At 41.0% G+C, this 23,149-nt stretch carries 24 protein-coding genes and 1 pseudogene; 3 read left to right on the top strand and 22 right to left on the bottom strand.

Translation table 11 applies throughout. From position 1 onward, the window contains the following. Positions 1-52 precede the first annotated feature (52 nt). The 10 genes and pseudogenes from murD to AC0VYC_RS07270 all read right to left on the bottom strand — a co-directional run bounded on the left by murD (position 53) and on the right by AC0VYC_RS07270 (position 12,930). Complete coding sequence (gene murD, locus AC0VYC_RS07315; RefSeq protein ID WP_411908501.1) at positions 53-1,399, bottom strand: UDP-N-acetylmuramoyl-L-alanine--D-glutamate ligase; 1,347 nt, start codon at positions 1,397-1,399, stop codon at positions 53-55. Positions 1,400-1,408: 9 nt separating this feature from the next. Further along, complete coding sequence (gene mraY / locus AC0VYC_RS07310) at positions 1,409-2,383, bottom strand: phospho-N-acetylmuramoyl-pentapeptide-transferase (protein ID WP_007499771.1); 975 nt, start codon at positions 2,381-2,383, stop codon at positions 1,409-1,411. 136 nt (positions 2,384-2,519) lie between these two features. After that, positions 2,520-3,995: a UDP-N-acetylmuramoyl-L-alanyl-D-glutamate--2,6-diaminopimelate ligase gene (locus tag AC0VYC_RS07305; protein ID WP_338704991.1), complete on the bottom strand. Its 1,476-nt coding sequence runs from the start codon at positions 3,993-3,995 to the stop codon at positions 2,520-2,522. Positions 3,996-4,206: 211 nt separating this feature from the next. Beyond that, positions 4,207-6,126, bottom strand: coding sequence for a stage V sporulation protein D (locus AC0VYC_RS07300; RefSeq protein WP_019743279.1), 1,920 nt, complete (start codon positions 6,124-6,126; stop codon positions 4,207-4,209). Positions 6,127-6,251: 125 nt separating this feature from the next. Further along, positions 6,252-8,402 (bottom strand): penicillin-binding protein, encoded by a 2,151-nt coding sequence (locus AC0VYC_RS07295; RefSeq protein WP_045034300.1) that lies wholly within the window; start codon positions 8,400-8,402, stop codon positions 6,252-6,254. Positions 8,403-8,409: 7 nt separating this feature from the next. After that, complete coding sequence (gene ftsL, locus AC0VYC_RS07290) at positions 8,410-8,757, bottom strand: cell division protein FtsL (protein WP_025207292.1); 348 nt, start codon at positions 8,755-8,757, stop codon at positions 8,410-8,412. A gap of 36 nt (positions 8,758-8,793) precedes the next feature. Then, positions 8,794-9,726, bottom strand: a complete 933-nt coding sequence (gene rsmH / locus AC0VYC_RS07285) for a 16S rRNA (cytosine(1402)-N(4))-methyltransferase RsmH (protein ID WP_007499781.1) — start codon at positions 9,724-9,726, stop codon at positions 8,794-8,796. A gap of 66 nt (positions 9,727-9,792) precedes the next feature. After that, a complete protein-coding gene (gene mraZ, locus AC0VYC_RS07280; protein ID WP_003211163.1) occupies positions 9,793-10,224 on the bottom strand; it encodes a division/cell wall cluster transcriptional repressor MraZ in 432 nt (143 codons plus the stop codon). A 128-nt stretch (positions 10,225-10,352) separates the two neighbouring features. Beyond that, a pseudogene (bshC, locus tag AC0VYC_RS07275) lies at positions 10,353-11,971 on the bottom strand (bacillithiol biosynthesis cysteine-adding enzyme BshC). A gap of 65 nt (positions 11,972-12,036) precedes the next feature. Beyond that, positions 12,037-12,930, bottom strand: a complete 894-nt coding sequence (locus tag AC0VYC_RS07270; protein ID WP_475389809.1) for a 2-dehydropantoate 2-reductase — start codon at positions 12,928-12,930, stop codon at positions 12,037-12,039. Positions 12,931-13,140: 210 nt separating this feature from the next. Between AC0VYC_RS07270 and AC0VYC_RS07265 the strand changes: the two genes are divergently transcribed. Further along, on the top strand, positions 13,141-13,620 hold the full coding sequence (locus tag AC0VYC_RS07265; RefSeq protein WP_007499784.1) for an N-acetyltransferase: 480 nt from the start codon (positions 13,141-13,143) through the stop codon (positions 13,618-13,620). A gap of 53 nt (positions 13,621-13,673) precedes the next feature. Here AC0VYC_RS07265 and gerR read toward each other — a convergent pair whose 3' ends face one another. The 3 genes from gerR to AC0VYC_RS07250 all read right to left on the bottom strand — a co-directional run bounded on the left by gerR (position 13,674) and on the right by AC0VYC_RS07250 (position 15,065). Beyond that, positions 13,674-14,213, bottom strand: coding sequence for a sporulation-specific transcriptional regulator GerR (gene gerR, locus AC0VYC_RS07260; RefSeq protein WP_017359370.1), 540 nt, complete (start codon positions 14,211-14,213; stop codon positions 13,674-13,676). Between the two features lie 138 nt (positions 14,214-14,351). Continuing rightward, on the bottom strand, positions 14,352-14,525 hold the full coding sequence (rpmF, locus tag AC0VYC_RS07255) for a 50S ribosomal protein L32 (protein WP_008354700.1): 174 nt from the start codon (positions 14,523-14,525) through the stop codon (positions 14,352-14,354). A gap of 21 nt (positions 14,526-14,546) precedes the next feature. Continuing rightward, the gene (locus AC0VYC_RS07250; protein ID WP_045034234.1) at positions 14,547-15,065 is read right to left on the bottom strand and encodes a YceD family protein; all 519 of its coding nucleotides are present in this window, start codon (positions 15,063-15,065) and stop codon (positions 14,547-14,549) included. A gap of 206 nt (positions 15,066-15,271) precedes the next feature. Between AC0VYC_RS07250 and AC0VYC_RS07245 the strand changes: the two genes are divergently transcribed. Beyond that, a complete protein-coding gene (locus AC0VYC_RS07245; RefSeq protein WP_417894837.1) occupies positions 15,272-16,519 on the top strand; it encodes a nucleotidyltransferase in 1,248 nt (415 codons plus the stop codon). 33 nt (positions 16,520-16,552) lie between these two features. Here AC0VYC_RS07245 and AC0VYC_RS07240 read toward each other — a convergent pair whose 3' ends face one another. Both AC0VYC_RS07240 and AC0VYC_RS07235 read right to left on the bottom strand, forming a co-directional pair. Then, a complete protein-coding gene (locus AC0VYC_RS07240; RefSeq protein ID WP_017359372.1) occupies positions 16,553-17,581 on the bottom strand; it encodes a SepM family pheromone-processing serine protease in 1,029 nt (342 codons plus the stop codon). 4 nt (positions 17,582-17,585) lie between these two features. Continuing rightward, complete coding sequence (locus tag AC0VYC_RS07235) at positions 17,586-18,365, bottom strand: patatin-like phospholipase family protein (RefSeq protein WP_017367186.1); 780 nt, start codon at positions 18,363-18,365, stop codon at positions 17,586-17,588. Positions 18,366-18,521: 156 nt separating this feature from the next. On the opposite strand from AC0VYC_RS07235, the gene ylbJ reads away from it, so the two are divergent. Beyond that, positions 18,522-19,730: a sporulation integral membrane protein YlbJ gene (gene ylbJ, locus AC0VYC_RS07230; RefSeq protein WP_335364585.1), complete on the top strand. Its 1,209-nt coding sequence runs from the start codon at positions 18,522-18,524 to the stop codon at positions 19,728-19,730. Between the two features lie 13 nt (positions 19,731-19,743). Here the strand turns inward: ylbJ and coaD are convergent, their stop codons facing one another. The 7 genes from coaD to AC0VYC_RS07195 all read right to left on the bottom strand — a co-directional run bounded on the left by coaD (position 19,744) and on the right by AC0VYC_RS07195 (position 23,109). Next, positions 19,744-20,226 carry a pantetheine-phosphate adenylyltransferase gene (gene coaD / locus AC0VYC_RS07225; RefSeq protein ID WP_007499803.1) on the bottom strand — a complete coding sequence of 161 codons (483 nt, stop codon included), beginning with the start codon at positions 20,224-20,226 and terminating at the stop codon, positions 19,744-19,746. 3 nt (positions 20,227-20,229) lie between these two features. Beyond that, positions 20,230-20,787, bottom strand: a complete 558-nt coding sequence (rsmD, locus tag AC0VYC_RS07220; protein WP_335364584.1) for a 16S rRNA (guanine(966)-N(2))-methyltransferase RsmD — start codon at positions 20,785-20,787, stop codon at positions 20,230-20,232. A gap of 314 nt (positions 20,788-21,101) precedes the next feature. After that, positions 21,102-21,374: a YlbG family protein gene (locus AC0VYC_RS07215; protein WP_008345023.1), complete on the bottom strand. Its 273-nt coding sequence runs from the start codon at positions 21,372-21,374 to the stop codon at positions 21,102-21,104. A gap of 65 nt (positions 21,375-21,439) precedes the next feature. Then, positions 21,440-21,889: a regulatory iron-sulfur-containing complex subunit RicF gene (gene ricF, locus AC0VYC_RS07210; RefSeq protein ID WP_007499807.1), complete on the bottom strand. Its 450-nt coding sequence runs from the start codon at positions 21,887-21,889 to the stop codon at positions 21,440-21,442. A 57-nt stretch (positions 21,890-21,946) separates the two neighbouring features. Next, positions 21,947-22,354: a hypothetical protein gene (locus AC0VYC_RS07205; RefSeq protein WP_007499810.1), complete on the bottom strand. Its 408-nt coding sequence runs from the start codon at positions 22,352-22,354 to the stop codon at positions 21,947-21,949. A 73-nt stretch (positions 22,355-22,427) separates the two neighbouring features. Further along, entirely contained in the window at positions 22,428-22,676 is a 249-nt protein-coding gene (locus AC0VYC_RS07200; protein WP_017359376.1) for a YlbE-like family protein, read from the bottom strand. Positions 22,677-22,695: 19 nt separating this feature from the next. After that, positions 22,696-23,109 carry a YlbD family protein gene (locus AC0VYC_RS07195; RefSeq protein ID WP_024720298.1) on the bottom strand — a complete coding sequence of 138 codons (414 nt, stop codon included), beginning with the start codon at positions 23,107-23,109 and terminating at the stop codon, positions 22,696-22,698. Positions 23,110-23,149: the final 40 nt, after the last annotated feature.

Below are 23,149 nucleotides of genomic sequence, written 5' to 3'. Positions count from 1 at the left end.
ACACCCCAAGCATAATTTCATTTGGGCTGTCAGTCATATGAGAGACAAGCCCTTATTTAAGCATATGCACGGCGTTTACAAACATGTCTCCACGTTCTTCAAATGTTTTATGCTGATCCCAGCTTGCACAAGCTGGAGACAATAAAATCACGTCTTCTTCTTCAGATATGCTAAACGCCGCAGGTACTGCTTGTTCAACATTATCGACATGTTTTACGTGATGTATTCCCAGCTCTTCACCAAGCTTCACAAACTTAGGCGCAGTCTCACCAAATGTAATTATTCCTTTTACATTCTTCATAAAAGGTTTTAATTCATCAAATTCATTGCCACGATCCAGTCCACCTGCTAGTAAAATGGTCGGCTGCTTGAAGGCAGACAAAGCTTTACTTGTTGCCAGTATATTGGTCGCTTTACTGTCATTATAAAATTTTCTATTTTGAATCGTCTCCACAAATTGCAAACGATGCTTCACTCCACTAAATGTAGTAAGAACTTGCGCAATCGCTTCGTTTGAGCAGCCTGCATTTTTTACAACACAAATAGCTGCTAGAATATTTTCTTGGTTATGCTCACCAGGAAGAACAACATCCTTGAGGTCAATGACATGTTCATTCATATAGTAGATGGCACCATCTTTAATAAACGCTCCATGTGCTACCGGCTCTTTAACTGAGAAAAACACTTTTTGCGCTTTCGACTCTTCTGCTAGTTTGACAACAGATGGATCATCTAGGTTAACCACAGCTATGTCATCTTCTTGTTGATGTGCATACACTTTCTGTTTTGCTTTTTCGTATTCTTCACGCGTGTGATGATAGTCTAAATGTGCGTCAAAAATATTTAATATTAAGCTGATTTTAGGTCTGAATTCAACGGTTCCCATTAACTGAAATGAAGAGAGCTCAGTTACGATCCATTCATCGCCCGCTGCACGCGCGGCAACTTCACTTGCGACCGTTCCGATATTACCTGCTACCAATGTTTTTTGGCTGTCTTTTTTCAACATTTCATAAATCAAAGTGGTCGTGGTCGTTTTTCCATTTGATCCGGTAATCCCAATAAAAGGAGATGAGGTCAAATGATACGCCAATTCTATTTCAGTCCAAACTGGAATTTTTCGGCGAAGCGCCTCTTGAACCATCACATTCTCATAAGGAATTCCAGGGTTCTTAATTAAAATCGTAATTTCTTTATCGTCGAACATACGAAGAGGATGACTGCCACAAATGACATCAATCCCCTTTTCAGAAAGTAACTGAGCAGGCTCGTTTTCTTCAAAAGCTTTTTGGTCATTGACCGTCACGTTTATTCCGTGTTCGTGAAGAATTGAGGCTGCCGCATATCCGCTTTTTGCAAGGCCTAGTACTAGTACATGTTCGTCTTTTAACATTTGCATCCTATTCAATTATAACCACACCTCGATGTAAATTCCTAAAACAGCAAGCAATAAACCAGCTGTCCAGAAGGTGACAACTACTCTCCACTCAGACCAGCCAACTAACTCATAGTGGTGGTGAAGCGGGCTCATCTTAAAGATTCTTTTTCCAGTTGTTTTGAAGGAGATGACTTGAAGGATAACGGATAACGTTTCAACAACAAATACTCCTCCAATAATGACGAGTAAAATCTCAAGTTTCGTTAAAATGGCAATGGCCACTATGGCACCGCCTAAAGCAAGCGATCCCGTATCACCCATAAATACTTTTGCAGGATGCGCATTAAAGACAAGGAACCCAAGGACAGCGCCTGCTACTGCTACCGAAAAGATCGCCACATCATACTGAGATTGATTCCAAGCCAATATAGCAAAAGCTCCGAATGCAATAGCAGCTGTTCCAGATAATAAACCATCAAGTCCATCCGTAAGGTTTACCGCATTAGAACCACCGACAAGCATGAAAACGACGAGGATAAAGTATGCCCATCCTAAGTCAAAGCTGACATCTGTTCCTGGAATGCGAATAGTCGTTGCAAACTCATAATAATGGAAGACTGCATAGAAAATCACAGCAATCACAATTTGCCCGATCAGTTTTTGTTTCGATGTTAAGCCAAGATTTCGTTTCATCGCTACTTTAATATAATCATCTAAAAATCCTAATAATCCGTAGCCAAGGGTGACAAATAACAATAAAAACATTTCTGGACTAATCTCAGAGAATTTGTTAATCATCACGATTGTTGTAATTGTAATAGAAAAGATAATCATAATTCCGCCCATTGTTGGGGTACCAGATTTCTTTTGGTGAGACTGAGGTCCTTCTTCTCTAATACTTTGACCAAATTTAAGTCTTCTTAAAAACGGAATAAAAATCGGGGATAAAAGAACACTGATTAAAAATCCCATTATGATTGTAAACAATATCACCTGTTCAAGCATTGTTCTTTACTCCTTCCGAATTTCCAAAGCCGTTTTCCATTAGAAAATAGCATTCATTATTATGATATTCATTCGTGTCTTTCGTATGTTGTTTTTGTACAAAATGCTTCATTTCATTACACTCTTTTCATCATTTTTAAGATTTGTTTAGATCTAAAATAGCGTCCGCTGCCACCTTGGCATCATCAAAGTCATAGACTTGATCACCAATGATTTGGTACGTCTCATGGCCTTTTCCAGCTATTAAGACTGTATCGCCCTTTTTTGCATTAGCAATGGCAAAAAAGATGGCCTGTTTCCGGTTCACAAAGCTGTGGTAATAGGCGTTTGGCACGCCATTTTCCATGTCTTTCAAAATGGCTGATGGATCTTCACTTCTTGGATTATCTGATGTGAAAACAGGCTCATCTGCATATTTCACAGCGATTTGGGCCATCTGAGGGCGCTTGGTTTTATCACGGTCGCCCCCGCAGCCAACTACACAGAAAATTCTACCTTCTGTTAATTCTCTACACGTAGTCAGTACATTTTCTAAACTGTCAGGTGTGTGCGCATAATCAACGATGACTGGGAAGTCTTGATCAAAATTCACAAGTTCGAATCTTCCTTTGACTCCCTCAAGTTCTTCAATGGCACTAACGATCGTTTCAAACGTTAAGCCTGATACAATTCCTACTGATACAGCTGCTAGAATGTTATACACATTGAATTTCCCAATAAGGGCAACCGTCACATTTTTTGTGCCGATTGGGGTGATCAAATCAAATTGTGTTCCCTTTGGTTTAATTTGAATGTTCTTTGCCATTACATCTGATTCTTGCTCTAAGCCATACGTCATAATTTCAGCAGCTGTGACTTTTTCAAAATAATTAGACGCTTCATCATCTGCATTTAAAATGGCATGCTTCGGCTTATCGTGCTGAAAGGCACTTCCGAGCTGGGAAAAGAGCAAGCTTTTTGCATGTTTATATTCTTCCATTGTGTTGTGGTAGTCCAGATGATCTTGGGTAAGATTTGTAAAGACGGCAATATCATAATCACATCCATGAACACGCCCAAGATGCAAAGCATGTGATGACACTTCCATAATGGCCGTATCTACGTCTTGATCAAGCATCTGCTTAAAGGTCTTCTGAAGGGTGACACTCTCAGGTGTTGTGTTTTTCACTTCGAGAATTTCATCGTTTACCTTCATATACATCGTACCGATTAAACCTGTTTTTTTATCGGCTTTTCTCATGATTTGCTCAATCATGTGTGTTGTGGACGTTTTCCCGTTCGTTCCTGTAATACCAATTAGATTGAGTTTATGAGTTGGCTGTTCGTAAAAAGCATCTGCCATTCTTGCAAGTGCTCTTTGAGAGTGTTTTACAATAATGACTGGTACATCTGTTATGTGAAGTGGGTATTCTGCTACAATCGCTGCAGCCCCGCTTTTCACAGCTTTTTCAGCGTAATCATGTCCATCTACTGTATAGCCTTTTATACAGACAAAAAGACTCCCTTTTTTCACTTCTCTTGAATCCATTTCAATGGAAGTAATCTCCGGATTTTCGTTTATCAGTTCACTGTTTTCACTTTTAAAGTATGTAAGGAGTTCTTGTAATTTCATTTCATATCAAACCTCTCAAATTCGTTCACGTGCATGTCTTGTGAAAAAAACACACAGTCTATATTTTATCGTAAAAAAAAGGATACATCCAGCGTATTCCTTAAGTTTCTCTTGGAAAAAACACACTTTATGCTCTTTTTTTAAAGCGACCCTTCACTTTCAACAAAAAGAGGCAGCCGAATGAGTGCGGCTACCCTCTGTTCATTCTTTATTATTCATCATTTAAGTATAATCGGATCGTGGAACCTTCTTTGACCTTTGTGCCGGCAGCAGGCGATTGCTTCACCACTTTACTGCCAGTTCCTGAAGCATCAATCTTTAAATTAATCAGGAGTGATTCAAGGTCAGAAACAGATCCTCCTACAAGATTCGGTACCTCAATGGTTTTTGTGTCCAGCCATTGGTACTTCTTTTCAATTTGTCCTTTTCTTTTTTTCACGCCCATTTCAGGCAGACTGTCTCGCATAATATGGCCCACAATAGGTGCTGCTACTGTCCCACCAAATTGAATCGTGCCTTTTGGGTTATCTACTGCTACATATACAACAATGCTTGGATCATCCGCAGGTGCAAACCCGATAAATGACACAATGTGGTTATTTTCCATGTACTTTCCGTCTTTTACTTTCTGTGCTGTTCCTGTTTTTCCGCCCACCCGATATCCTTCAACGAATGCATTCCGGCCAGTTCCTTGAGCGACTACACTTTCAAGGGCATACCTGATTTCTTTAGACGTCTCCGCTGAAATGACTTTCTTCTTGGCAATTGGTGATTGCTTTTTAACTACCTCTTTTGTAATTGGATCGATCCATTCTTTTGCAATATACGGCGTGTAAAGCGTTCCTCCATTTACTGCGGCTGCCACTGCAGCCACTTGTTGAATCGGCGTAACAGATACACCTTGACCAAAGGCTGTTGTTGCCTGTTCTACAGGACCAACACGATCAAGCGGGAACAAAATTCCTCTACCTTCTCCTTGAAGGTCGATGCCTGTCTTTTGACCAAAGCCGAAATTTTTAATATAAGAAAATAGTTTATCTTTTCCAAGACGGTCGCCTAGCTCGACGAATCCTGGGTTACAAGAGTTTTGTACCACTTCTAGAAACGACTGTGATCCATGTCCTCCCTTTTTCCAGCATCTGAGCCTTGCGCCATCCACTGTCACAGATCCGCTGTCAAAAAATTGATCACGTTTTAAATTTACTTTATTTTCTTCCAGAGCAGCTGCCAGTGTAATGATTTTAAACGTCGATCCTGGCTCATATGTGCTCCACACCGGTAAGTTTCGGTTAAATACTTTTGAATCAACTGATTGATAGTCAGCCGGATCAAAGTCAGGTCTGCTCGACATTCCCAGCACCTCACCATTTTTCGGATTCATGGCAATGGCAATCATGCCATCTGGGTTATATTTTGCCTGGGCATTGTCTAGTTCTCGTTCGATGATGGTTTGCACTTTTGAATCAACTGTTAATTTCATATCAAGCCCATCTTTAGGCGGTGTATAATCATCTGCTTCATCTGGCATTTTCTGCCCTTTTGCATCAGAATAAAATTTCACAGAGCCTTTTTCACCTTTTAGGTCATCATCATAGTACGCTTCTAGTCCAAGTAAGCCTTGATTATCAATTCCAGCAAAACCTAATACATGAGATAAGAAACTTCCAAACGGGTAATGTCTGATGCTGTCTTCTGCTACATAGACTCCATCTAAATCGAGCTCTCTGACTTCTTTTGCTTTTTCATGAGATACTTTTCTCCCCTCTGGAGAAATCCGCTCTATAGACGTTTTCTTGGTGACATGCTTGTACGCTTTCTCCTCAGACATATTCAGTACTGCAGCTAATTTTTTGCTTGTTTCTGCTGGGTCTTTCACTTGCCGCGGCACGACTAAAATAGAGGGAGCACTTTTGTTCGTCGCAAGCTCCACCCCATTTCGGTCCAAAATATCTCCTCGTTCTGGTTCAAATGGAAGGTTACGGCTCCATGAATCTTTCGCTAAACTAGTCAGCTTCTCGCCCATAATAAACTGCACATATCCTAATCTAGTATCTATGATGAAAAAAATGATCACCCCAAACAGCAGCACGAAAAGCAATCGTTTTCTCACTGTTACACTTGACACTCGCACGCCCGGTTCACTCCTTACATATGGCTTGTTTTCATCATATGCAGGCTCGTCTTTTTATAGAACGATCTCGTCCATCGCTCAAGCAAAAGAAAAAAACCTAGCAAATGATTTGCTAGGTTTTCAAGTTAATTTGGACTTTTGAAGGTCACTGTGACGACTTTATCTGAAATCTCTGCTCCACTTTTCACGCTTTGTTTGACAGCATATCCCTGTCCATTTGTTTCAATATGCACACCTGAAATAGACGCATATTGAAGAACTTCCCTTCTGGACCAGCCTGTCATATCAGGCATTTTAATGGTTTTCCCTGCTGTTTTCAAAAAGACTTTCTGGCTTTCAGAGAATTCAGAGCCCGCACTTGGCCATTGGCGTTTAATGGATAGACCGTCACCAATGACAACAGGTGATAACTTTTTGTTTTTTGCTTCTGTTTCTGCCTGTTTCACTTCTAAATCTAGGAATGACGGCATTGTTTCTTGTTTTATTTTCTGTTTGCCAGATTTTTTATCGTCTGTTTTTGTTGGTGCGATATTTAAATAGAGCAAACTATTTTTCATCACAGGGTTAAAGATTTCTGAAACAGGGGCAGAGCCCGTTTGTGTTTCAGATAGCTGAGGCTGTTGGACAGCCACATAAACGAGCAGCTTCGGATCATCTTTTGGTGCCATTCCCATAAATGAAAAGACGTAATCGTTTCTCCCTTGAAGGTAGCCGCCAGCACCGCCAATTTGTCCTGTACCCGTTTTCCCAGCGACATCAAAACCTTTGATTTGGTATGGCTGTCCTGTGCCAATTTTTGAGGAAACGACCTCACCTAAAATGTCACGGACTTGCTTCGCTGTATCAGAAGAAATTGGTTTTCCTGCTACTGTTGGTTCGTGCTGTAAAATTGTTTTGTTTGTGTTCGGGTCTGTAATATGATCGATTACATATGGCTTCATCATCGTTCCACCGTTTGCAATGGCTGTCGCCGCTTCAATTTGCTGAATTGGGGTAATCGCGGACGCCTGACCATAAGCAGTCGATGCTTTGTCATATTCGTATCTGAAATTGATTTTACTAGACGCTTCGTTCGGCAAGTCTATGCCTGTTTTGTCATAGAAATGGAATTTTTGCAAGTATTGTTCATAGCGTGTGAAACCTAATTTTTCTTTTGCCAATTTCGCAAAAGCTACGTTTGAAGAACGTAGAACACCTTCATGAAAATCAATTTTTCCCCAGCCATTTCCGTTGTTATGGTCTCTTACAAGACCGCCGCCTACTTTATAAGTACCAGACTGATACTTGTCACTGCCTTGGTACACTCCTTCTTGGATAGCAGCAGCGAGTGTGAAAATTTTCATCGTTGAACCTGGTTCAAATGCGTAAGAAATGACATCGTTGTTATAATTCGTAATGTCGAGTTCATTTAAATTAAAGCTTGGCCGCTGTCCCATTGCAAGAACTCTTCCAGTTTTCGGATCAACGACTGTCGCAATGATTTTCTTCGGCTTATATTTTTTAGCGACCTGCGTCATACTTTCTTCAAGAAATGCTTGAATTTTTTGATCGATGGTCAGTGTGACGTTTTTCCCGTCTTTCGGGGCAACGATGTCTTCTTTACTATTCGGAAGTGCCCATCCGCTTCTGTCGCTGTTATACGTTACATAGCCATCTTTTTCTTTTAAATATTTATTCAGAGCCTTTTCTAGACCCATTGCGCCTGACATGTCCTTGGTGGCTTCATCTAATCTAGCATAACCGATTAAGTTCGAAGCAAACATGCCGTTTGGATAATACCTCTTTGTATCTTTTTCAAAGGCGATCCCAGGAAGTTTTAGCTTTTCAATTTTTTCCTTAGTTGAAAAACTAATATCCTTTCCGGCTTTACCAAACTCGACTTGGAATGCATCTTTTGTATTCAGACGCTTTAAAATTTCACTCTCACTCATATCAATGACTTTTGACAGCTCTTTTGCTGTCTTTTCTTTGTCAACGACATGCATCGGATGCTTTGGATCGACCGTCATTTTCTTGCTCATGATCGCAATCAGTTTATACACAGATGTATCTTCTGCAATCACATTTCCGTTTCTGTCTAAAATGGACCCTCTTTTGGCTTCAAGTGTTTTTTTCGATTGATATTGTTCATTGGCTTTTGCAGCTAACACTTGTCCATCGACGGTTCCCGTAATCTGAATATAAATAAAACGTGCAAGGATGATAAAGAAAAACAGGGCGAAGCAAATACTCGCAATTGCCGCGCCTCTGTTCATCATTTTATTCTTTTTAGGCATCGCCATGTTAATCGACCTTCTTAACATCTTTCGACATGCTTAAGCCTGCTTTTTTAGCGGCTTCAATGATTCTCTCTGGTTCACTTAGTAAATCTTTTTGCTTTTGCAGTTCAGTGATCTTTTTCGATTCTAAAGACACTTGCTGTTCTAGCTTCTGCACTTCGATATTTGCGTGATAAACAGCAAAGGCTTTAGAAATAATGAGGATCGAGCTGCACATGAGAGCCATGACAAACATGACAAGTAAGATTTTTTCACCAAGTGTAATAGAACCTCTTCTTCTAATCACAACCGATTGACCTTGTTGCTCGGTTTGATGTTGCTTTACTTCTCTTTGGTAAGCCAAATTACTCATAAGAAACCTCCTTTTTATCATCATCTATGGTGTCGTTTACTTTTTTTCTGCAATTCGGAGCTTCGCTGAACGGGCACGGTTGTTATATTCCAGCTCTTGTTCTGATGCAACGATTGGTTTTCTCGTGATCAGCTTCAGTTTTGGTTCAAGTCCTTCTGGAATCACTGGCAGTCCGTGCGGAAGTTCTGGAAGAGAAGACATTTCTTTAAATGTACTTTTACAAATCCGATCTTCAAGTGAATGGAATGTAATGACAGAAATTCTCCCCTTCGGATTGAGTAACTCTATTGCTTGTTCTAGTGCTTCTTCAAATACTTTCAATTCATCATTTACGGCAATTCGGATCGCTTGAAATACTCTTTTCGCTGGATGTCCGCCTTTTCGTCTTGCAGGTGCGGGAATTCCTTCTTTAATAATGTCGACAAGCTCTCCTGTTGTTTCAATTGGCGCTTTTTTTCTGGCTTCTTCAATTTTGCGTGCGATTTGCTTGCTGAACTTTTCTTCCCCATATTTGTAGAAAATCCGAACTAGATCTTCAAATGGCCATTCATTCACCACTTGTTTTGCCGACAAAGCAGCGGTTTGATCCATTCGCATGTCAAGAGGTGCATCATGGTGATAACTAAAGCCTCTCTCTGGTGTGTCAAGCTGAGGTGATGAAACCCCAAGATCAAAAATCACACCGTCTACGCTTGTAATTCCTTGTTCATTCAGACGTTCTTTTAAATATCGGAAGTTGCTTTTTATGAAAAGAATGTTCGCTTTAACATGTGCGAGCTTCTCTCGTGCATGATCCAGTGCAGCATCGTCTTGGTCAAACCCAATTAATGTACCTTTTTCTGATAATTGAGATAGTAAATATGAGCTATGACCTGCGCCGCCTAGCGTGCAGTCCACATATGTACCGTCTTCTTTGACGTTTAAACCGTCAACTGTTTCTTTTAATAATACTGTCTCATGTTGAAACATGATGATATGGTCCCACCTTTTTCAAATAGAAATGAATGTGTAGAAAGCTTGCTGCACAAGGGATTATTATATATCAAATCCAATCATGTTTTCAGCAATTTCAGCAAAAGAATCTTCTTGCTCTTCTGTATATTGTTCCCAGATCGACTTACTCCACAACTCAATTCGATTTGAAACGCCGATGACCACACATTCTTTTTCGAGTTTTGCATATTGGAGTAGGTTGGATGCGATGTTAATGCGCCCCTGCTTGTCCAGATCACATTCAACTGCGCCGGAGAAGAAGAACCGGGTAAACGCACGTGCATCTTTTTTCGTTAGCGGCAGTGCTTTGAGTTTCTCTTCAATTAGTTTCCACTCACTCATAGGGTAGCCAAATAAACATTGATCAAGCCCTCTCGTCAGCACAAACTGTTCTCCGAGGCCGTCTCTAAATTTAGCAGGGATGATCATGCGCCCTTTTGTATCAATCGTATGTTGGTATTCACCCATGAACATGATCATCAGAGCCCCACTTTCTCACCTATACTCTCCACTATCCACCACTTCTCTCCACAAAACTTATTTTACACTGTTTCTACATAAAAAAAAACCCTGAACTAGTCAGGGTTCATTAAAACTTTATTTCAAAGTTTGACAATTTGTTGCTTGTTTTGAAATGAAAATGGCAGATTTTTGAACGTTTTGAAGAATTCTGGACCATATTTGTTTAAAAAGTACATGATATTCCAAATTCTTTCTTGTGGTGCTTCGAGTGGTTTTAAACTATTTTCAATCCGTTCAAAATCTCGAAGGATGTATCCTTCCTTCTCTTCCACACGCTTTGCAACCTTTTGATAAACAAATTGAAGCTGGTCTTCTATAAATTTGGCATTTTTATCTAATAGCTGTTCAAAGTTTGGTTCGATCTCTAGCGCTTCTTGTCTCATGGCCTCATGAACATTCGCTAATTCACGTTTGGCATGTTGAACCGATTGAACGAAGCTGTCTGGGAGACTTTGCTGAAAGTGCATATCCTTTTTTTCTTTCACGCCTTTTGTCAGCACTTCTTCAACCGACAATTCTCTTATCGGCAGCTTCTTATCAATATGCCTTTCAAGAATGGTGACGTGCAGTCTTGGAAGAACGGGTGCCATTTTGACATCGAAGTACTCGAAGATGCCTTTCAGCTCACCCCAATAGTTCACTTCACCGTGTCCAGCCATAAAAGCAAGCGTTGGAAGAAGGGTTTCCTGCATCAATGGACGGGTCACCACATTATTGCTAAACCGCTCTGGGTGCTCCTCGACTTCCTGCAAAAGCTCATCTTTTGTCCAAGTAAGCCCCACTTCAGATATAGAAAATTGGCCATTCTCTTGTTCAATGAGGAAACGCTCATCATCATATTCGTAAAACAAGTTGGCTTGATGGTCACCAGCTTCAATAATCGGCTGATACCCCGCTTGTTCCATGGCAGCCTGCGTGTTATTTAAGTGAGCCACGATCGCATCACTCGACTCCACAATTTGCTTGAATAACGTACGTTCAAGTGGCTTCACGCCGAAGTCTCCTGAATTCAATAACAGCAGTCCATCTTCTTCAAATAGATCGCAAACAATCCACTCAAAGAAATCAGTAAACGTTTCTGATTTGCGTAAACATCGAAGAAGCTGATCAAACAAGTCATTTGTGTAAGCAGATTCCTCATAGGTTGAAAATACATCACGAAGCCATCTCTCTGTTTTCTCTTGGTGGAGAGGTGTTCTTTTCGCAGCTGTTTTTTTCACATGATGTAATGGAAGCTTTTGTTTGACTGGGCCTTTTTCGCCAGACGTGTACACAAAGTTAATTTCGTCTACGTCGTGATCTTCACCCGCTACCCAAAAGACCGGAATAACAGGAACGCCAAGCTCTGATTCTTTTTCTTTGGCAAACTGAATAATGGAAATGATTTTATGTATGGTATAAAGCGGACCTGTTAAGAGGCCTGCCTGCTGTCCTCCAACCACCATGACGCTCCGTTCATCACGGATCTCTCAATATTCTCACGCATCGCAGCCGAATCAAATTTTGCATGGTATGCGCTCATATAATCCGCTAAAGCCTCGCGCGGGAAGCTCCTTTCCATGAGATCGTCGTATCTCTTTTTCCATGTGTGCTCAGAATGTATATCATAATCAAAAAAAGCAGTCATCTCTTTTTTTTCTTCTATATAATCACGTATGAATAAATTCTGACTTCGGATGGAAAGTTCAGTCAATTGCATGTTTAGAACTTCCTTTCTTCAATAAATAGTTAGTTTCCCGAAAAAAGTATAGCATGTAAATGAGCTCACTCAAAAGATTTTGTTTGCTTTTTTTCCAATACTTCCAAGCTTCTATTCAAGAAAGTGAGGAATGGCGGCGTCATCCCTTGACCTTGAGCTTTTTTTAAAAGGTAGCCAATGATTGCTTTTCTTTCAGTTTGGCGGCCTTTGACGATATCTTGTAGCATTGACGATTGATTGGCAGCCGTTTGATGGCAAATTGATTTCACATGAGCCCATAGATGATCTTTCTCAGGCAACCTTAGAATGGAAACCGCTTCTTCAAATGCACATGTCATCATATGTTCATATGACGGGTTCGATACCAATTCCCCATTATTCACATGTAATAAAGCCGTCAACGGATTAATACACACATTGACGAACAGTTTTTCCTCCAGTACTTTCTTCCATTCATCTGTATAAACCATTTGAAAATCGCCCGTTGACAGTTCACTACTCATAGGTCCTTTTTCCTCATGCAGAAATGCTCCCCACTTGATGACACCAATTCCTGTATGGTTTACTGCGCGATCAGACACCTTCATTGCGCCATGCTCTACTACACCAATATATAACTGATGTGCCGTTTTCCAGTTCTTTAAATCGACGAGGTGGGCCATTCCGTTCTGCAAAAATAAGATCCGCTGACGAGGCAGTCCCGATAATTCCCCTAGAACATCTTGCAGATGATGATACTTCACTGTCACAATCAGCAAATCAAATATTCCTTTGACCCCCGTATCGGCCCCAACAGCTGATTGAATGGTTTCCCCTCTTACCATTCGTTCAATGCCTAATGCTCGAATTTCTTCTGCCTGCTGTTTCCTTCTTGTAAAGACGGTGATGTCATGATGTTCTGATAAATAACTGGCACAAAGCAGACCAATCGCACCACCGCCAATGATTCCAATTTTCAATTGCCGCACTTCCCTTTTTCTGTTTACTTCATGTTATCAACTATTTTACCAGTTTCGTGCTACGATGCAAAAAGCAGATAACGCGCTATGATTGAATTTTTTTAATTAAAAAACTATAATAATAAGTGTAAAAACTTTTTTAGGCGGATGGGATGAAAACGCCTTCAATGACATCACTGTCGACATTATGTGTGTAAGGGGGAAGATCACATGACACAAGTAAAACGTCTTCTGATTAACTACAAAACATTAGAGGAATTTAAACAATTTAAGGAATATGGCATACAAGAACTTTCCATGCTTGAAGACCTAGAGAGTAATATGATTGAAAATGACAGCAACTCTCCATTTTATGGGATTTACTTTGGAGATAAGCTTGTGGCACGTATGAGTCTCTATCAAGTAGATGGCTCGACGACGACGTATTTTGACCATAATCATGATTATCTAGAGCTGTGGAAGCTAGAAGTGTTGCCAGGATATCAGCGTAAAGGATACGGCGAAGCACTTGTTGATTTCGCAAAATCTTTCGGCCTTCCAATTCGAACGAATCCACGCGTCAAATCTGCCGGTTTTTGGGATAAAATGGGCTTTGAAGCGGTGAAATATGATATGGAACGCGATAAAGGAGAAAACCCACTCATTTGGGAGCCTGCACATATTCAAAAGAACACAGGTGAGTCCGCTTAATCATTTTAATCATTAAGAAAACGCCCCTCTTTCCATCTGTGAGGGGCGTTTTCTTATTTTGCGTAATCTTTTAAGCTGATATTCTGTTTGACTCTTTCAACAATACCAATAAGTGCCCGGTAATCTTCTTCTGTCATTTTTAATTGACGTTTCAGCTGTTCATTTTCTTCGGTGAGTGATTTTAATTGATGCTGTGCATCTTTAAGCTCCTCCCGTAAATAAGCTGGACCAGATGGTTCTTTCTCAAGCTGCTCTAGAAACCGAATTACTTCTCGAAGCGTCAGTTCAGTCTGATCAGAAGATGCCTTCTCTTCTATGGTGAACGCATGCTGCGGTAAACCCGAAGAATGGATACCAATTTTTTTACGCAGTTCTTTTCGCTGTTTTTTGGCAAGCTCAATGCCTGCCTGATACTGCTTTCTGACGTAAGAATTCCACCTGAATCCACATGCTGCTGCTGTTCTTGACAATGCTTTTCCCACCTCTTCAAATGCTGAAAGCTGGGTACCTCCATCTCGGATATGCCTTAAGACAACTTCTGCTAAAAGTAAATCTTCATCTTGTGTCCATGCGTCCTGCCGTGTAATCGTCAACTCATCATCCCCCCTGAATCTGAATACCACATCATATGCGCTTACTAGAGTAGATAGACTATTTGCAGGAGAGAAACCTAAAAAATAGATCAATAAAAAAACGCAAGGGAAGATTCCCTCACGTTTTTTTATCAAGCATTAGTTGCTTTTTACGTCTTTGCCTTTGTATGTTCCGCAAGATTTGCAGACACGATGAGAAATTTTCATTTCACCGCATTCTGGGCAAGCTACCATACCAGGTACTTGTAGTTTGAAATGCGTACGACGCAATCTTTTTTTCATTTTAGAAGTTCTTCTAAAAGGTACAGCCATTATTCCCACCTCCTTAAAGAGTTAAGATTCATTATTTTCTTCTAAGAGCTTTTTCAAGCCTTCTAGACGAGGATCAATTCGGTTTTGATGTGCATCTTCCGAAATGACCGCCCAGTCATTCCCTTCCTGTGGTGCAGCACCTTTTACGTCAGCTTGGTCGCAAAAGATTTGCATGGGCACTTCAAGAAGAATTTCTTCCTTGACTATAGGCGTTAAGTCGATGATATCGTCTTCTACAATAGAAACGTCTTCATCTTCTATGTCGTCTGTCTTATGAAGTACAAATAGTTCTTTTGTTGAAATCGCAAATGGATAATTTACATCAACAAGCGTTCTTGAACAAGGCAATGTCATTTCACCTGTGATGGTTAAATCAAATGCGACTTGCTTTGATTCGATCACTCCAGTCCCTTTCACCTCTACTGGTGAAATACGACGTATATCTGAATGAAGGCTAGTAAGTTCATTTAAGTCAACCGTCTCATGAAAATCGAAGCTGTTTTTAGCTTTTTGATGTAACTGATAAACTGTCCATTTCAATTGTATCACCTCTAAGAGCAACAAACATGATTATAGCTTTCATCATGCTATTTGTCAATATTTTTTCTTTACAGTCCTTCATGATGTCAAAGGGCTGTTTGACATCAGTTCTCGGAATGCCTACACTGAAAAAAATGGTCTCCATTTTTCCCTTATGCTACTGTAGCACAGACCATTTAACCATAGCAAGAAAGGCGGAACATCTATTGAAAGCAGTGGGAGTCGTTGTCGAGTACAATCCATTTCATTATGGGCATGCCTATCATGTGAATCAGGCGAAAAAACAAACCTCCTCAGATGTTGCCATTGCCGTCATGAGCGGTTCTTTCCTCCAGCGCGGGGAGCCTGCCATCGTCTCAAAATGGGCACGTACAAAAATGGCACTGCAAAACGGCGTAGACATTGTGTGTGAGCTTCCATACATATATGCCGTACAAAAGGCAGAAACCTTCGCCAATGGCGCTGTGTCCATTCTCGATGCATTAAAATGCCATTCTCTTTTTTTCGGCAGTGAGGATGGAGAGATCAACGCATTTGAGCGCACAGCACACGCTTGGCATGAAAAAAAGGCAGAGATTGATCTTTTAACAAAAGAAAAGGTGAAAGAAGGTCTTAGTTATCCCGCAGCAGCAGCAGGTGCGTTTCAAGAGGCCATTCATTCTGAACACTTACTGGATTTGTCCAAACCAAATAACATTTTAGGCTTTCATTATGTTAAAGCCATCTTAGAGAGAGCTCCTCACATGCAGCCTTTTACGTCTCAAAGAATTGCATCTGATTATCATGATGAAGAACTGCCTGACAACCAAAAAATCGCAAGCGCCACAAGTATCCGAAAAGCTTTAAAAGAACAGAGCTCATTTCAAGCAGTCACGCCCTACCTCCCGGACGCTACTTTAAAGCAATTACACGACTATCATTCTTCATATGGTCTTTTACATACGCAAGAAGCCTATTTTCGCTTTCTGAAACATGTCTTTCATACAATGGATACGAGTGAACTAGAGGGCATCTATGAAATTGAAGAAGGCATTGAACACCGCATGCAAAAAGCCATGACACATACGTCTTCCTACGAGGAGTATCTATCACTTGTCAAAACAAAACGATATACGTGGACAAGGTTACAGCGGATGAATACGCATCTATTAATGAACGTGAAGAAAAAGACGATGCACGAGCTGCTTGAAAAGAAAAAAGCGCCCTATATTCGTTTACTTGGAATGACAAGGAAAGGACAACAGTACTTGTCTCTTGTAAAAAAAGAGTTGGATGTACCACTTGTGAGTAAACTGTCTTCCTTTTCACATCCCGCCCTTGATCTTGATATTCGCGCTTCAAGGGTGTTCAGCCTTCCCATCTCTGAACCCATGCAAACAGAATTAACAAAAGCAGAGTTTAAAACATCACCGATTCGATATAATGAAGAGAGCGGACTCTTTTCATCTCGATAGAAAAAAGCAGCCTGATTTGCAGGCTGCTCTTTTTTATGATGCTTTCTCTTTTAATTTGTTTAAATAGTTTAGTGCGTCCTGCATGGTATCCACAGGAACGATTTTCATATCACTTTTAATATCTTTTGCTGTTTTGACTGCATTTTTGTAGTCAGAGTTTGGGTCACCTTTATCATTCGGTGCAAAGAAAATGTCTTTCCCTGCTTTGTCTGCTGCAACAACCTTTTGATCAATTCCGCCAATCGGTCCGACTGTACCATCTGCATCAATCGTTCCAGTTCCTGCGATCGCATAGCCATGTGTTTCATCTTCTTTTGTCAGCTGATTGTAAATTTCAAGTGACATCATTAAACCAGCCGATGGACCGCCGATGTTTTCAATATCCACTTTCACAGAAGGAGACACTTTCACATGACGGTCTGTAAATAGTGATACGCCAATTCCCACTCGTTTTGGCTCTTCTTTAAATGGTTTTAACGTCACGTTCTGCGTGATTTCTTTGCCATTACGTTCAAGTACAAAACGGACAGTCGTGCCTGCTTTTTTACTGCTGATATACGAAACCATTTTATCTGCTGACTCGTATGTATGGCCGTCGACGCTTTTGATCTTATCACCAACTTCAATCTTCCCATATGCAGGCATTCCTTTCATCACATAGCTCGCATATACCCCATTAAACGTATAATCTACTTTTTTCCCTGCTTTTGTATAAGCGGCAATCATCGCATTTTCTTGAGAACTTTTCATGAGCTGCAGCTGCCGTTTCATATAATCCTCATCAGACTCTCCGTCCGCTTTAATATTTTCTTCTGGAACGATTTCGTCATACTTGTTCATTTTTGCAAGCAAATACGTATATGGATTGGCTGGACCTACTTTAATGGTCATAAGAGAAAAGCTGCCCTTCTCGCCATATCCTCCGTCTACTTGAATGTGTGGCGCAATTTCTGTTGCATCACCTGGCTTTGTGACGTAATAGGGCAGTTTCACAAAAGTTAAGCCAAATAAGACTAGAACAACAGCAAAAAAGCTGAGCCAGCGAATATTTAATTTTTTCATTCGATTAACACTCCCATTTATCAATGACATCTTTCAGTTTTCCTTTTAGTTGGTCGGCGGCGAGTTCACCTGCTTCAATCATTTCTTGAACCTGTGTAAACGCACTAGAGCTAAAGGTCTCGAGCTTCGGCCGAATCATGAGATCTGCATGAATGGTTTGGTGACGAACCAATTCATTTTGAAGGATGTCCAAACTTTGCATAATGACATCCGATAATCTCGTTGCCTTTTCTGTTTTTTTCACCCTTGATACATCAGAGGCGATAATGAGATCCGCCCCCATTTCTTTGAGAACAGAAACAGGAATGCGGTCCACTACCGCTCCATCCACCAATTGCCTGCCGCCTATTTCATGCGGAACAAACACACCCGGAATGCTAATGCTTGCCCTGACTGCTTGTGAGACAGACCCTTCTTTGAACACAACCTTCTCCCCTGTCTGAAGGTCACAGGCGACAATCGCAAGAGGCACGCGCATTTCTTCAATATTCTTTCCATATGTAAACGTGTGAATCAGCTGCAAAATTCGATTTCCTTTTAACAGACCGATTTTTGGCAGTGTATAGTCAGCATAATACTTTCTTCTGAAGACAAGTGCAAGTTTTTTCATTTTTTCTACGTCTTGTCCTGCTGCATAAAAGCTCCCCACAAGAGCACCAATACTGCTTCCTGCGATCATATCCACCTGAATTCCTTGTTTCTCAAGACTAGATAAAACCCCGATATGCGCCATCCCTCTGGCACCCCCGGAGCCCAGCGCAAGCCCGATAATCGGTCGTTTCATGAATCCAACCCCCTCTTTCTATGCATATATACGAATCTATAGGTCTAAACATGCCCCTTCTCATCGTATAGTAATAGAAGACAGGCTCGGCTAGCATCTCTTTTTCTTTAATCACGAGCTCGCCAATAGATTATAACGGCAAGGGGCGACATCTCCATGAAAAAATGGAACACTCTGTTCATCGCTGCTTTTTTTATCTTTTTAACAGCCACTGTGATTACACATCCACAAGCCTCTTTGCAAGCATCGAAAAATGGACTTGCAATGTGGTGGGAAGTGGTTTTTCCATCGCTGCTACCTTTTTTTATTTTGTCCGAGCTATTAATCAGTTTCGGGATTGTCAGATTTGTCGGCGTATTATTAGAGCCATTTATGCGGCCTATCTTTCGGGTGCCTGGTGTCGGCGGATTTGTGCTGGCGATGGGAATGGCCTCTGGTTTTCCTTCTGGCGCTAAATTGACGACAAGACTTCGGCAGGAAGGACAGCTGACAAGAATTGAAGCAGAACGCCTTGTGTCGTTTACCAATTCTTCAAACCCTTTGTTCATTTTTGGAGCAGTGGCTGTAGGATTTTTTCATCACCCATCTTTAGGCATTGTGTTAGCCTGTGCACATTATTTAGGAAATCTCGCGGTTGGGGTGACGATGCGCGGATATAAAGCACGTCATGATGCGCACCTCAGAAGCCGAAAAGGATTTTTATTGCCTCCAATTCGAGAAGCATTCAGCGCTCTTCATATGGCAAGACTTGCAGAGAAAAGACCACTTGGCCAAATATTAAGTGACGCTGTCATGTCATCTGTTCAAACGCTCTTTATGATTGGCGGCTTTATCATTTTATTTTCTGTCTTTAGTCAAATGCTCGCTGTCGTTCATGTGACAGATCTTCTCTCTATCGGGATCGGCTCTATACTGAAAACGATGCACCTTCCGCCGGAATTAGATCTAGCCATGATTGCGGGTCTATTTGAAATCACATTAGGAAGTCAGCTCACAGGGTCACAAGAGGTTTCCCTGCTCGCTAAAACAATTGTGGTCAGCTTTATTTTGGGATTTAGCGGATTCTCCGTTCAAGCTCAGGTAGCTGGCATTTTGGCAGCAACCGATATACGCTTTAAACCGTTTTTCTTCGCCCGTTTGCTTCACGGTATTTACGCAGCCGTCTTTGCTTTTTTGTTATTCAAACCCCTTTATGTCTCTAAAGCAGACATGGCGCTTCCAGCAGGGGCATTTGAAACAAGCGAGCAAGTCGTGATGTTTAGCAGCATGTTATGGAATCAGCTTGTATCTGCTGGTCCTCTCATCACCTTGTTCAGTCTGATCGTGTATATTGCGCTCTATTATCAGAAATTAAAAAATGGATGAGTGCACAATGCACTCATCCATTAAATTTCTCTTTCAGCGCAGCTTCGACCTCTTGCGGTACAAGCTCTTTGACTGATCCATGATATTTCGCTACTTCTTTAACAATGCTTGAACTTAAGAAGGAGTATTGATTATTCGTCATCATAAAGAACGTTTCAATGTCATCATTCAACACTTTGTTCATTGATGTCCCTTGCATCTCGTATTCAAAGTCCGTCACCGCTCTAAGTCCGCGTAAAATGACTTTCGCCTCTTTTTGTTTCGCATAATCAACGAGCAGTCCATGAAAGGATTCCACTTTGATATTTGGTAGCTCCTTTGTTGCTTGACGAATGAGTTCACATCGCTCTTCAACAGTAAACAACGGCTTTTTTGACGAGTTATTGAGGACGCACACATATACTTCATCAAAAATCTTTGCCCCTCTTTTGATAATATCCAAATGGCCCAATGTGACTGGATCGAAGCTACCCGGACAAACGGCTATATTCCCCATGCTTTAATTTCCCCGCTTTCTATAGATCGTAATGCCAGTCATTCCGTACATTTCCTGCCTTGAGATATGCAGCTGTCCTACTTCCTCTGGCAGTGTCACATCTTTATCATGCTCACACACAATGACGCCATCATCTGCTAATAAGGAATGCTCATCAATCGTATCAAGAAGTGCTTTCAACTTTTGATCTTTATACGGCGGATCAAGGAAGATGGCTTGAAAAGATTCTTCTCGCTTCACTACAGCGGCGAGTGCACGGTTTGCATCATTTCGAAACACTTCACTTTGATCAATCAGCGACAATTGATTCAAGTTGCCTTTAATCGTCTGAATCGCCTTCATATCTCGATCCACAAATATACAATGATCGAATCCTCTAGAAAGCGCTTCAATTCCTAAACCACCACTTCCAGCAAATAAATCAAGGGCCCATCCCCCATCAAAATACGGTCCAATCATATTAAAAATGGATTCTTTTACTTTATCTGTTGTTGGTCTTGTTGATTGGCCAGGTACCGCTTTAAGTGTACGGCCTTTTTTTGTTCCAGAAATCACTCTCATTTTTCCACCACTTTTTCTGCGCTTGCATCTATTGAATATTGTTTGATGACAAAAAATTCAACATTATCTTACCATATCCACTCCACATGGGACAATGCACTGAATTCCATTCATTTTCTATGTATAGATCACAAAAGAGAGGGTCATACTACTGTTAACAGCATCTGATGTGGTGCTGTTGCCAACCGCGGAGAAGACTTACGTTTCCCCATAAGTTCTTCCTCCGGTTTCTCCTCTCCCTTTGCCTTCTCCTTAATGAATCATTAAGAATAGAAGGACCCCGCGGGTGATGCCGCGGGGATTTTTTTGTGTCTTTAAAAGCCCACCTTATAATCATACTCTTTTGCTTTGTCCAATTTCGATTCGTACTCTAATTTAATAAAAGGTTTATAGGAAGGCTCAACACGTTTTACAAATGGCAATGAACTGAGCTTTGCCATGTGGCGCTCAAGATCATTCATATCACAATAAATCACTGCATATTTCATTTTCCTTGAAATATAGTGAACATTCCCAAATTTCCTTAGCGCTTTTGACTGCTTTAACGAATGCAGCCAAACGACCATCCCTTGACGTTTGGTATCCATCTTTTCACCTGCCGCTTTTCAATTCTTTCCGTTCATTATGTAAAAGACGAGACGTTCAAGTCTCGTCAAGATACTTTACAGCCACAGCTGCCTCCTGATCCACAGCCACCGCCGCATGATGATAGACCATCAAAATATGGGTTCCCTGTTGGAACTTTAATATATGCTGATACAGCTTGACCGATTTCAATACTAATCTCATCTAAGATGGATTGAATCGCTGTTTCTGCTTTTTTGAAATCAACCACTGTATCGTGAAGATCTAGCTTTCTTTTGACCTCACGCATTTCTTTTGAGATCGTTCTATAGTCCGGATGGTATTTGCCGAACCGCTGCACATCTTCATATTGCTCTTTTACTTTTGTAAAATGGGCAATAATTTGTTGGGCTTCTTCGTCTTGCTGGAGACGCTTAAAGCAGTTGCGGTAATGTTCAGCCTCCTCCGACTGAAGAATCATGGCAGCCAATTGATTTGCTTCCTCTTGGAGCTCCACAGATTCGATTGTCGCATACATAAATGTTGCACCTCCAATTCATAGTTTACCACGAAACCTATGGATCAGAAAATGCTTTTACGTCACAAATACATCCCACGTCTCTCTTTTCTGCTTATATTCAGGGTGACGAGAATTTAGCACAACGGTCATTTTATGCTTTCCTTTTGAAAGGTGCTTGACCACAAACGCCGCAGTATACTCATTGCCTGCCCGTTTCCCGTCTACATACACTGTAAAATATCCCGCCTTCTTATCCTTTTTCAAGGGTGAAGGTTCAAGGTGAAAATCTTGAAGTGTACTTTCTATATACACAACAGATCCCTGCACTTTGTATTTTAAAAAGCCTTGCTGCTTCATTTCACTTTGCGTCTGCTGCATGACTGGTACTGCTGGTTCTTGCCTAGTTACTTGCTCTTGATCATGTTGACTTTGACATCCGGTGAGAAGAAAAAGCAATGCGCATATTGACAGCATCCATTTCATGTTCTGATTCTCCTTTCGTCTACTTTCATAGGATGCTCATGAAATAGACATCTTAATCAACTCAAAAAAAGCCTCACCCGGCTCCATTTTGATTGCGCATTGCTTGGAACATCTGGATCATCATTTCAGCCATTTGGACACTATTGCTCAACTGGCTCACACGATGAGGAATGGTTTTTTCGTAAAAGTTCATTTTATCTAATTCAAACGAAGTGACATTTTCAGGATGCCGCGTTAACTGTCTATACCAGAGTGGGCGCTGCCTGATGAATTTGATTCGATCCTCTTCGGCCATGACAAACTCTTGTACTTCTCTCCGCACCAAAAGCATCCCCTTTCAATTAATCTTTCCTGAAGGAGAATGGGTGCTGGCTGCCTCCAGATGAACCCTTCTTTGAGCCATTTGATGAAAATTGACCGAGTAAGCTTTGTAAAGAGGAAATAGACTGGCTCATTTTATTAATCTGTTCATTCATTTGATCAGCGTCCATTTTTTTCACTGCAGAAACCATTTTAGACATAAAATCTGCTTTTCCCGGTTCACTTTGCTTAGCGGCTTTTTCTTCTTTTGCTTCTTCCGTTTGTGTTTGCCGGTAAGGAGACCACATGTCATCTTCCTCACCAAACATGACCCAATTCTCGTATAAACTTTGCCAGCTTTTTTCTTGCGTCTGCACTTCTTGAATTAATTTCGGATGGCGTCTGACGAACTGTTTAAATTCATCAATGGATGTTTGCTTTTGCTTATTTGTCATATCCTCACCCCCCATACAAATGCCTACTATACTATATACA

The sequence above is a fragment of the Bacillus sp. iso_77 genome (genome assembly GCF_056173625.1).
Note: the sequence above shows the minus strand (reverse complement) of the source record. Positions and strands in the feature narration are given on the sequence as shown.

Bases quoted from the DNA above. Each gene is read 5' to 3' on its own strand.
- ftsL (WP_025207292.1), bottom strand. From the start codon at position 8,757: ATGAGTAATTTGGCTTACCAAAGAGAAGTAAAGCAACATCAAACCGAG.
- AC0VYC_RS07235 (WP_017367186.1), bottom strand. From the start codon at position 18,365: ATGAAACGACCGATTATCGGGCTTGCGCTGGGCTCCGGGGGTGCCAGA.
- AC0VYC_RS07195 (WP_024720298.1), bottom strand. From the start codon at position 23,109: ATGACAAATAAGCAAAAGCAAACATCCATTGATGAATTTAAACAGTTC.
- rsmH (WP_007499781.1), bottom strand. From the start codon at position 9,726: ATGTTTCAACATGAGACAGTATTATTAAAAGAAACAGTTGACGGTTTA.
- mraY (WP_007499771.1), bottom strand. From the start codon at position 2,383: ATGCTTGAACAGGTGATATTGTTTACAATCATAATGGGATTTTTAATC.
- AC0VYC_RS07240 (WP_017359372.1), bottom strand. From the start codon at position 17,581: ATGAAAAAATTAAATATTCGCTGGCTCAGCTTTTTTGCTGTTGTTCTA.
- murD (WP_411908501.1), bottom strand. From the start codon at position 1,399: ATGCAAATGTTAAAAGACGAACATGTACTAGTACTAGGCCTTGCAAAA.
- rsmD (WP_335364584.1), bottom strand. From the start codon at position 20,787: ATGAGAGTGATTTCTGGAACAAAAAAAGGCCGTACACTTAAAGCGGTA.
- AC0VYC_RS07205 (WP_007499810.1), bottom strand. From the start codon at position 22,354: ATGAAATGGATGCTGTCAATATGCGCATTGCTTTTTCTTCTCACCGGA.
- AC0VYC_RS07295 (WP_045034300.1), bottom strand. From the start codon at position 8,402: ATGCCTAAAAAGAATAAAATGATGAACAGAGGCGCGGCAATTGCGAGT.
- ricF (WP_007499807.1), bottom strand. From the start codon at position 21,889: ATGTATGCGACAATCGAATCTGTGGAGCTCCAAGAGGAAGCAAATCAA.
- AC0VYC_RS07265 (WP_007499784.1), top strand. From the start codon at position 13,141: ATGACACAAGTAAAACGTCTTCTGATTAACTACAAAACATTAGAGGAA.
- ylbJ (WP_335364585.1), top strand. From the start codon at position 18,522: ATGAAAAAATGGAACACTCTGTTCATCGCTGCTTTTTTTATCTTTTTA.
- AC0VYC_RS07305 (WP_338704991.1), bottom strand. From the start codon at position 3,995: ATGAAATTACAAGAACTCCTTACATACTTTAAAAGTGAAAACAGTGAA.
- coaD (WP_007499803.1), bottom strand. From the start codon at position 20,226: ATGGGGAATATAGCCGTTTGTCCGGGTAGCTTCGATCCAGTCACATTG.
- mraZ (WP_003211163.1), bottom strand. From the start codon at position 10,224: ATGTTCATGGGTGAATACCAACATACGATTGATACAAAAGGGCGCATG.
- rpmF (WP_008354700.1), bottom strand. From the start codon at position 14,525: ATGGCTGTACCTTTTAGAAGAACTTCTAAAATGAAAAAAAGATTGCGT.
- AC0VYC_RS07215 (WP_008345023.1), bottom strand. From the start codon at position 21,374: ATGGATACCAAACGTCAAGGGATGGTCGTTTGGCTGCATTCGTTAAAG.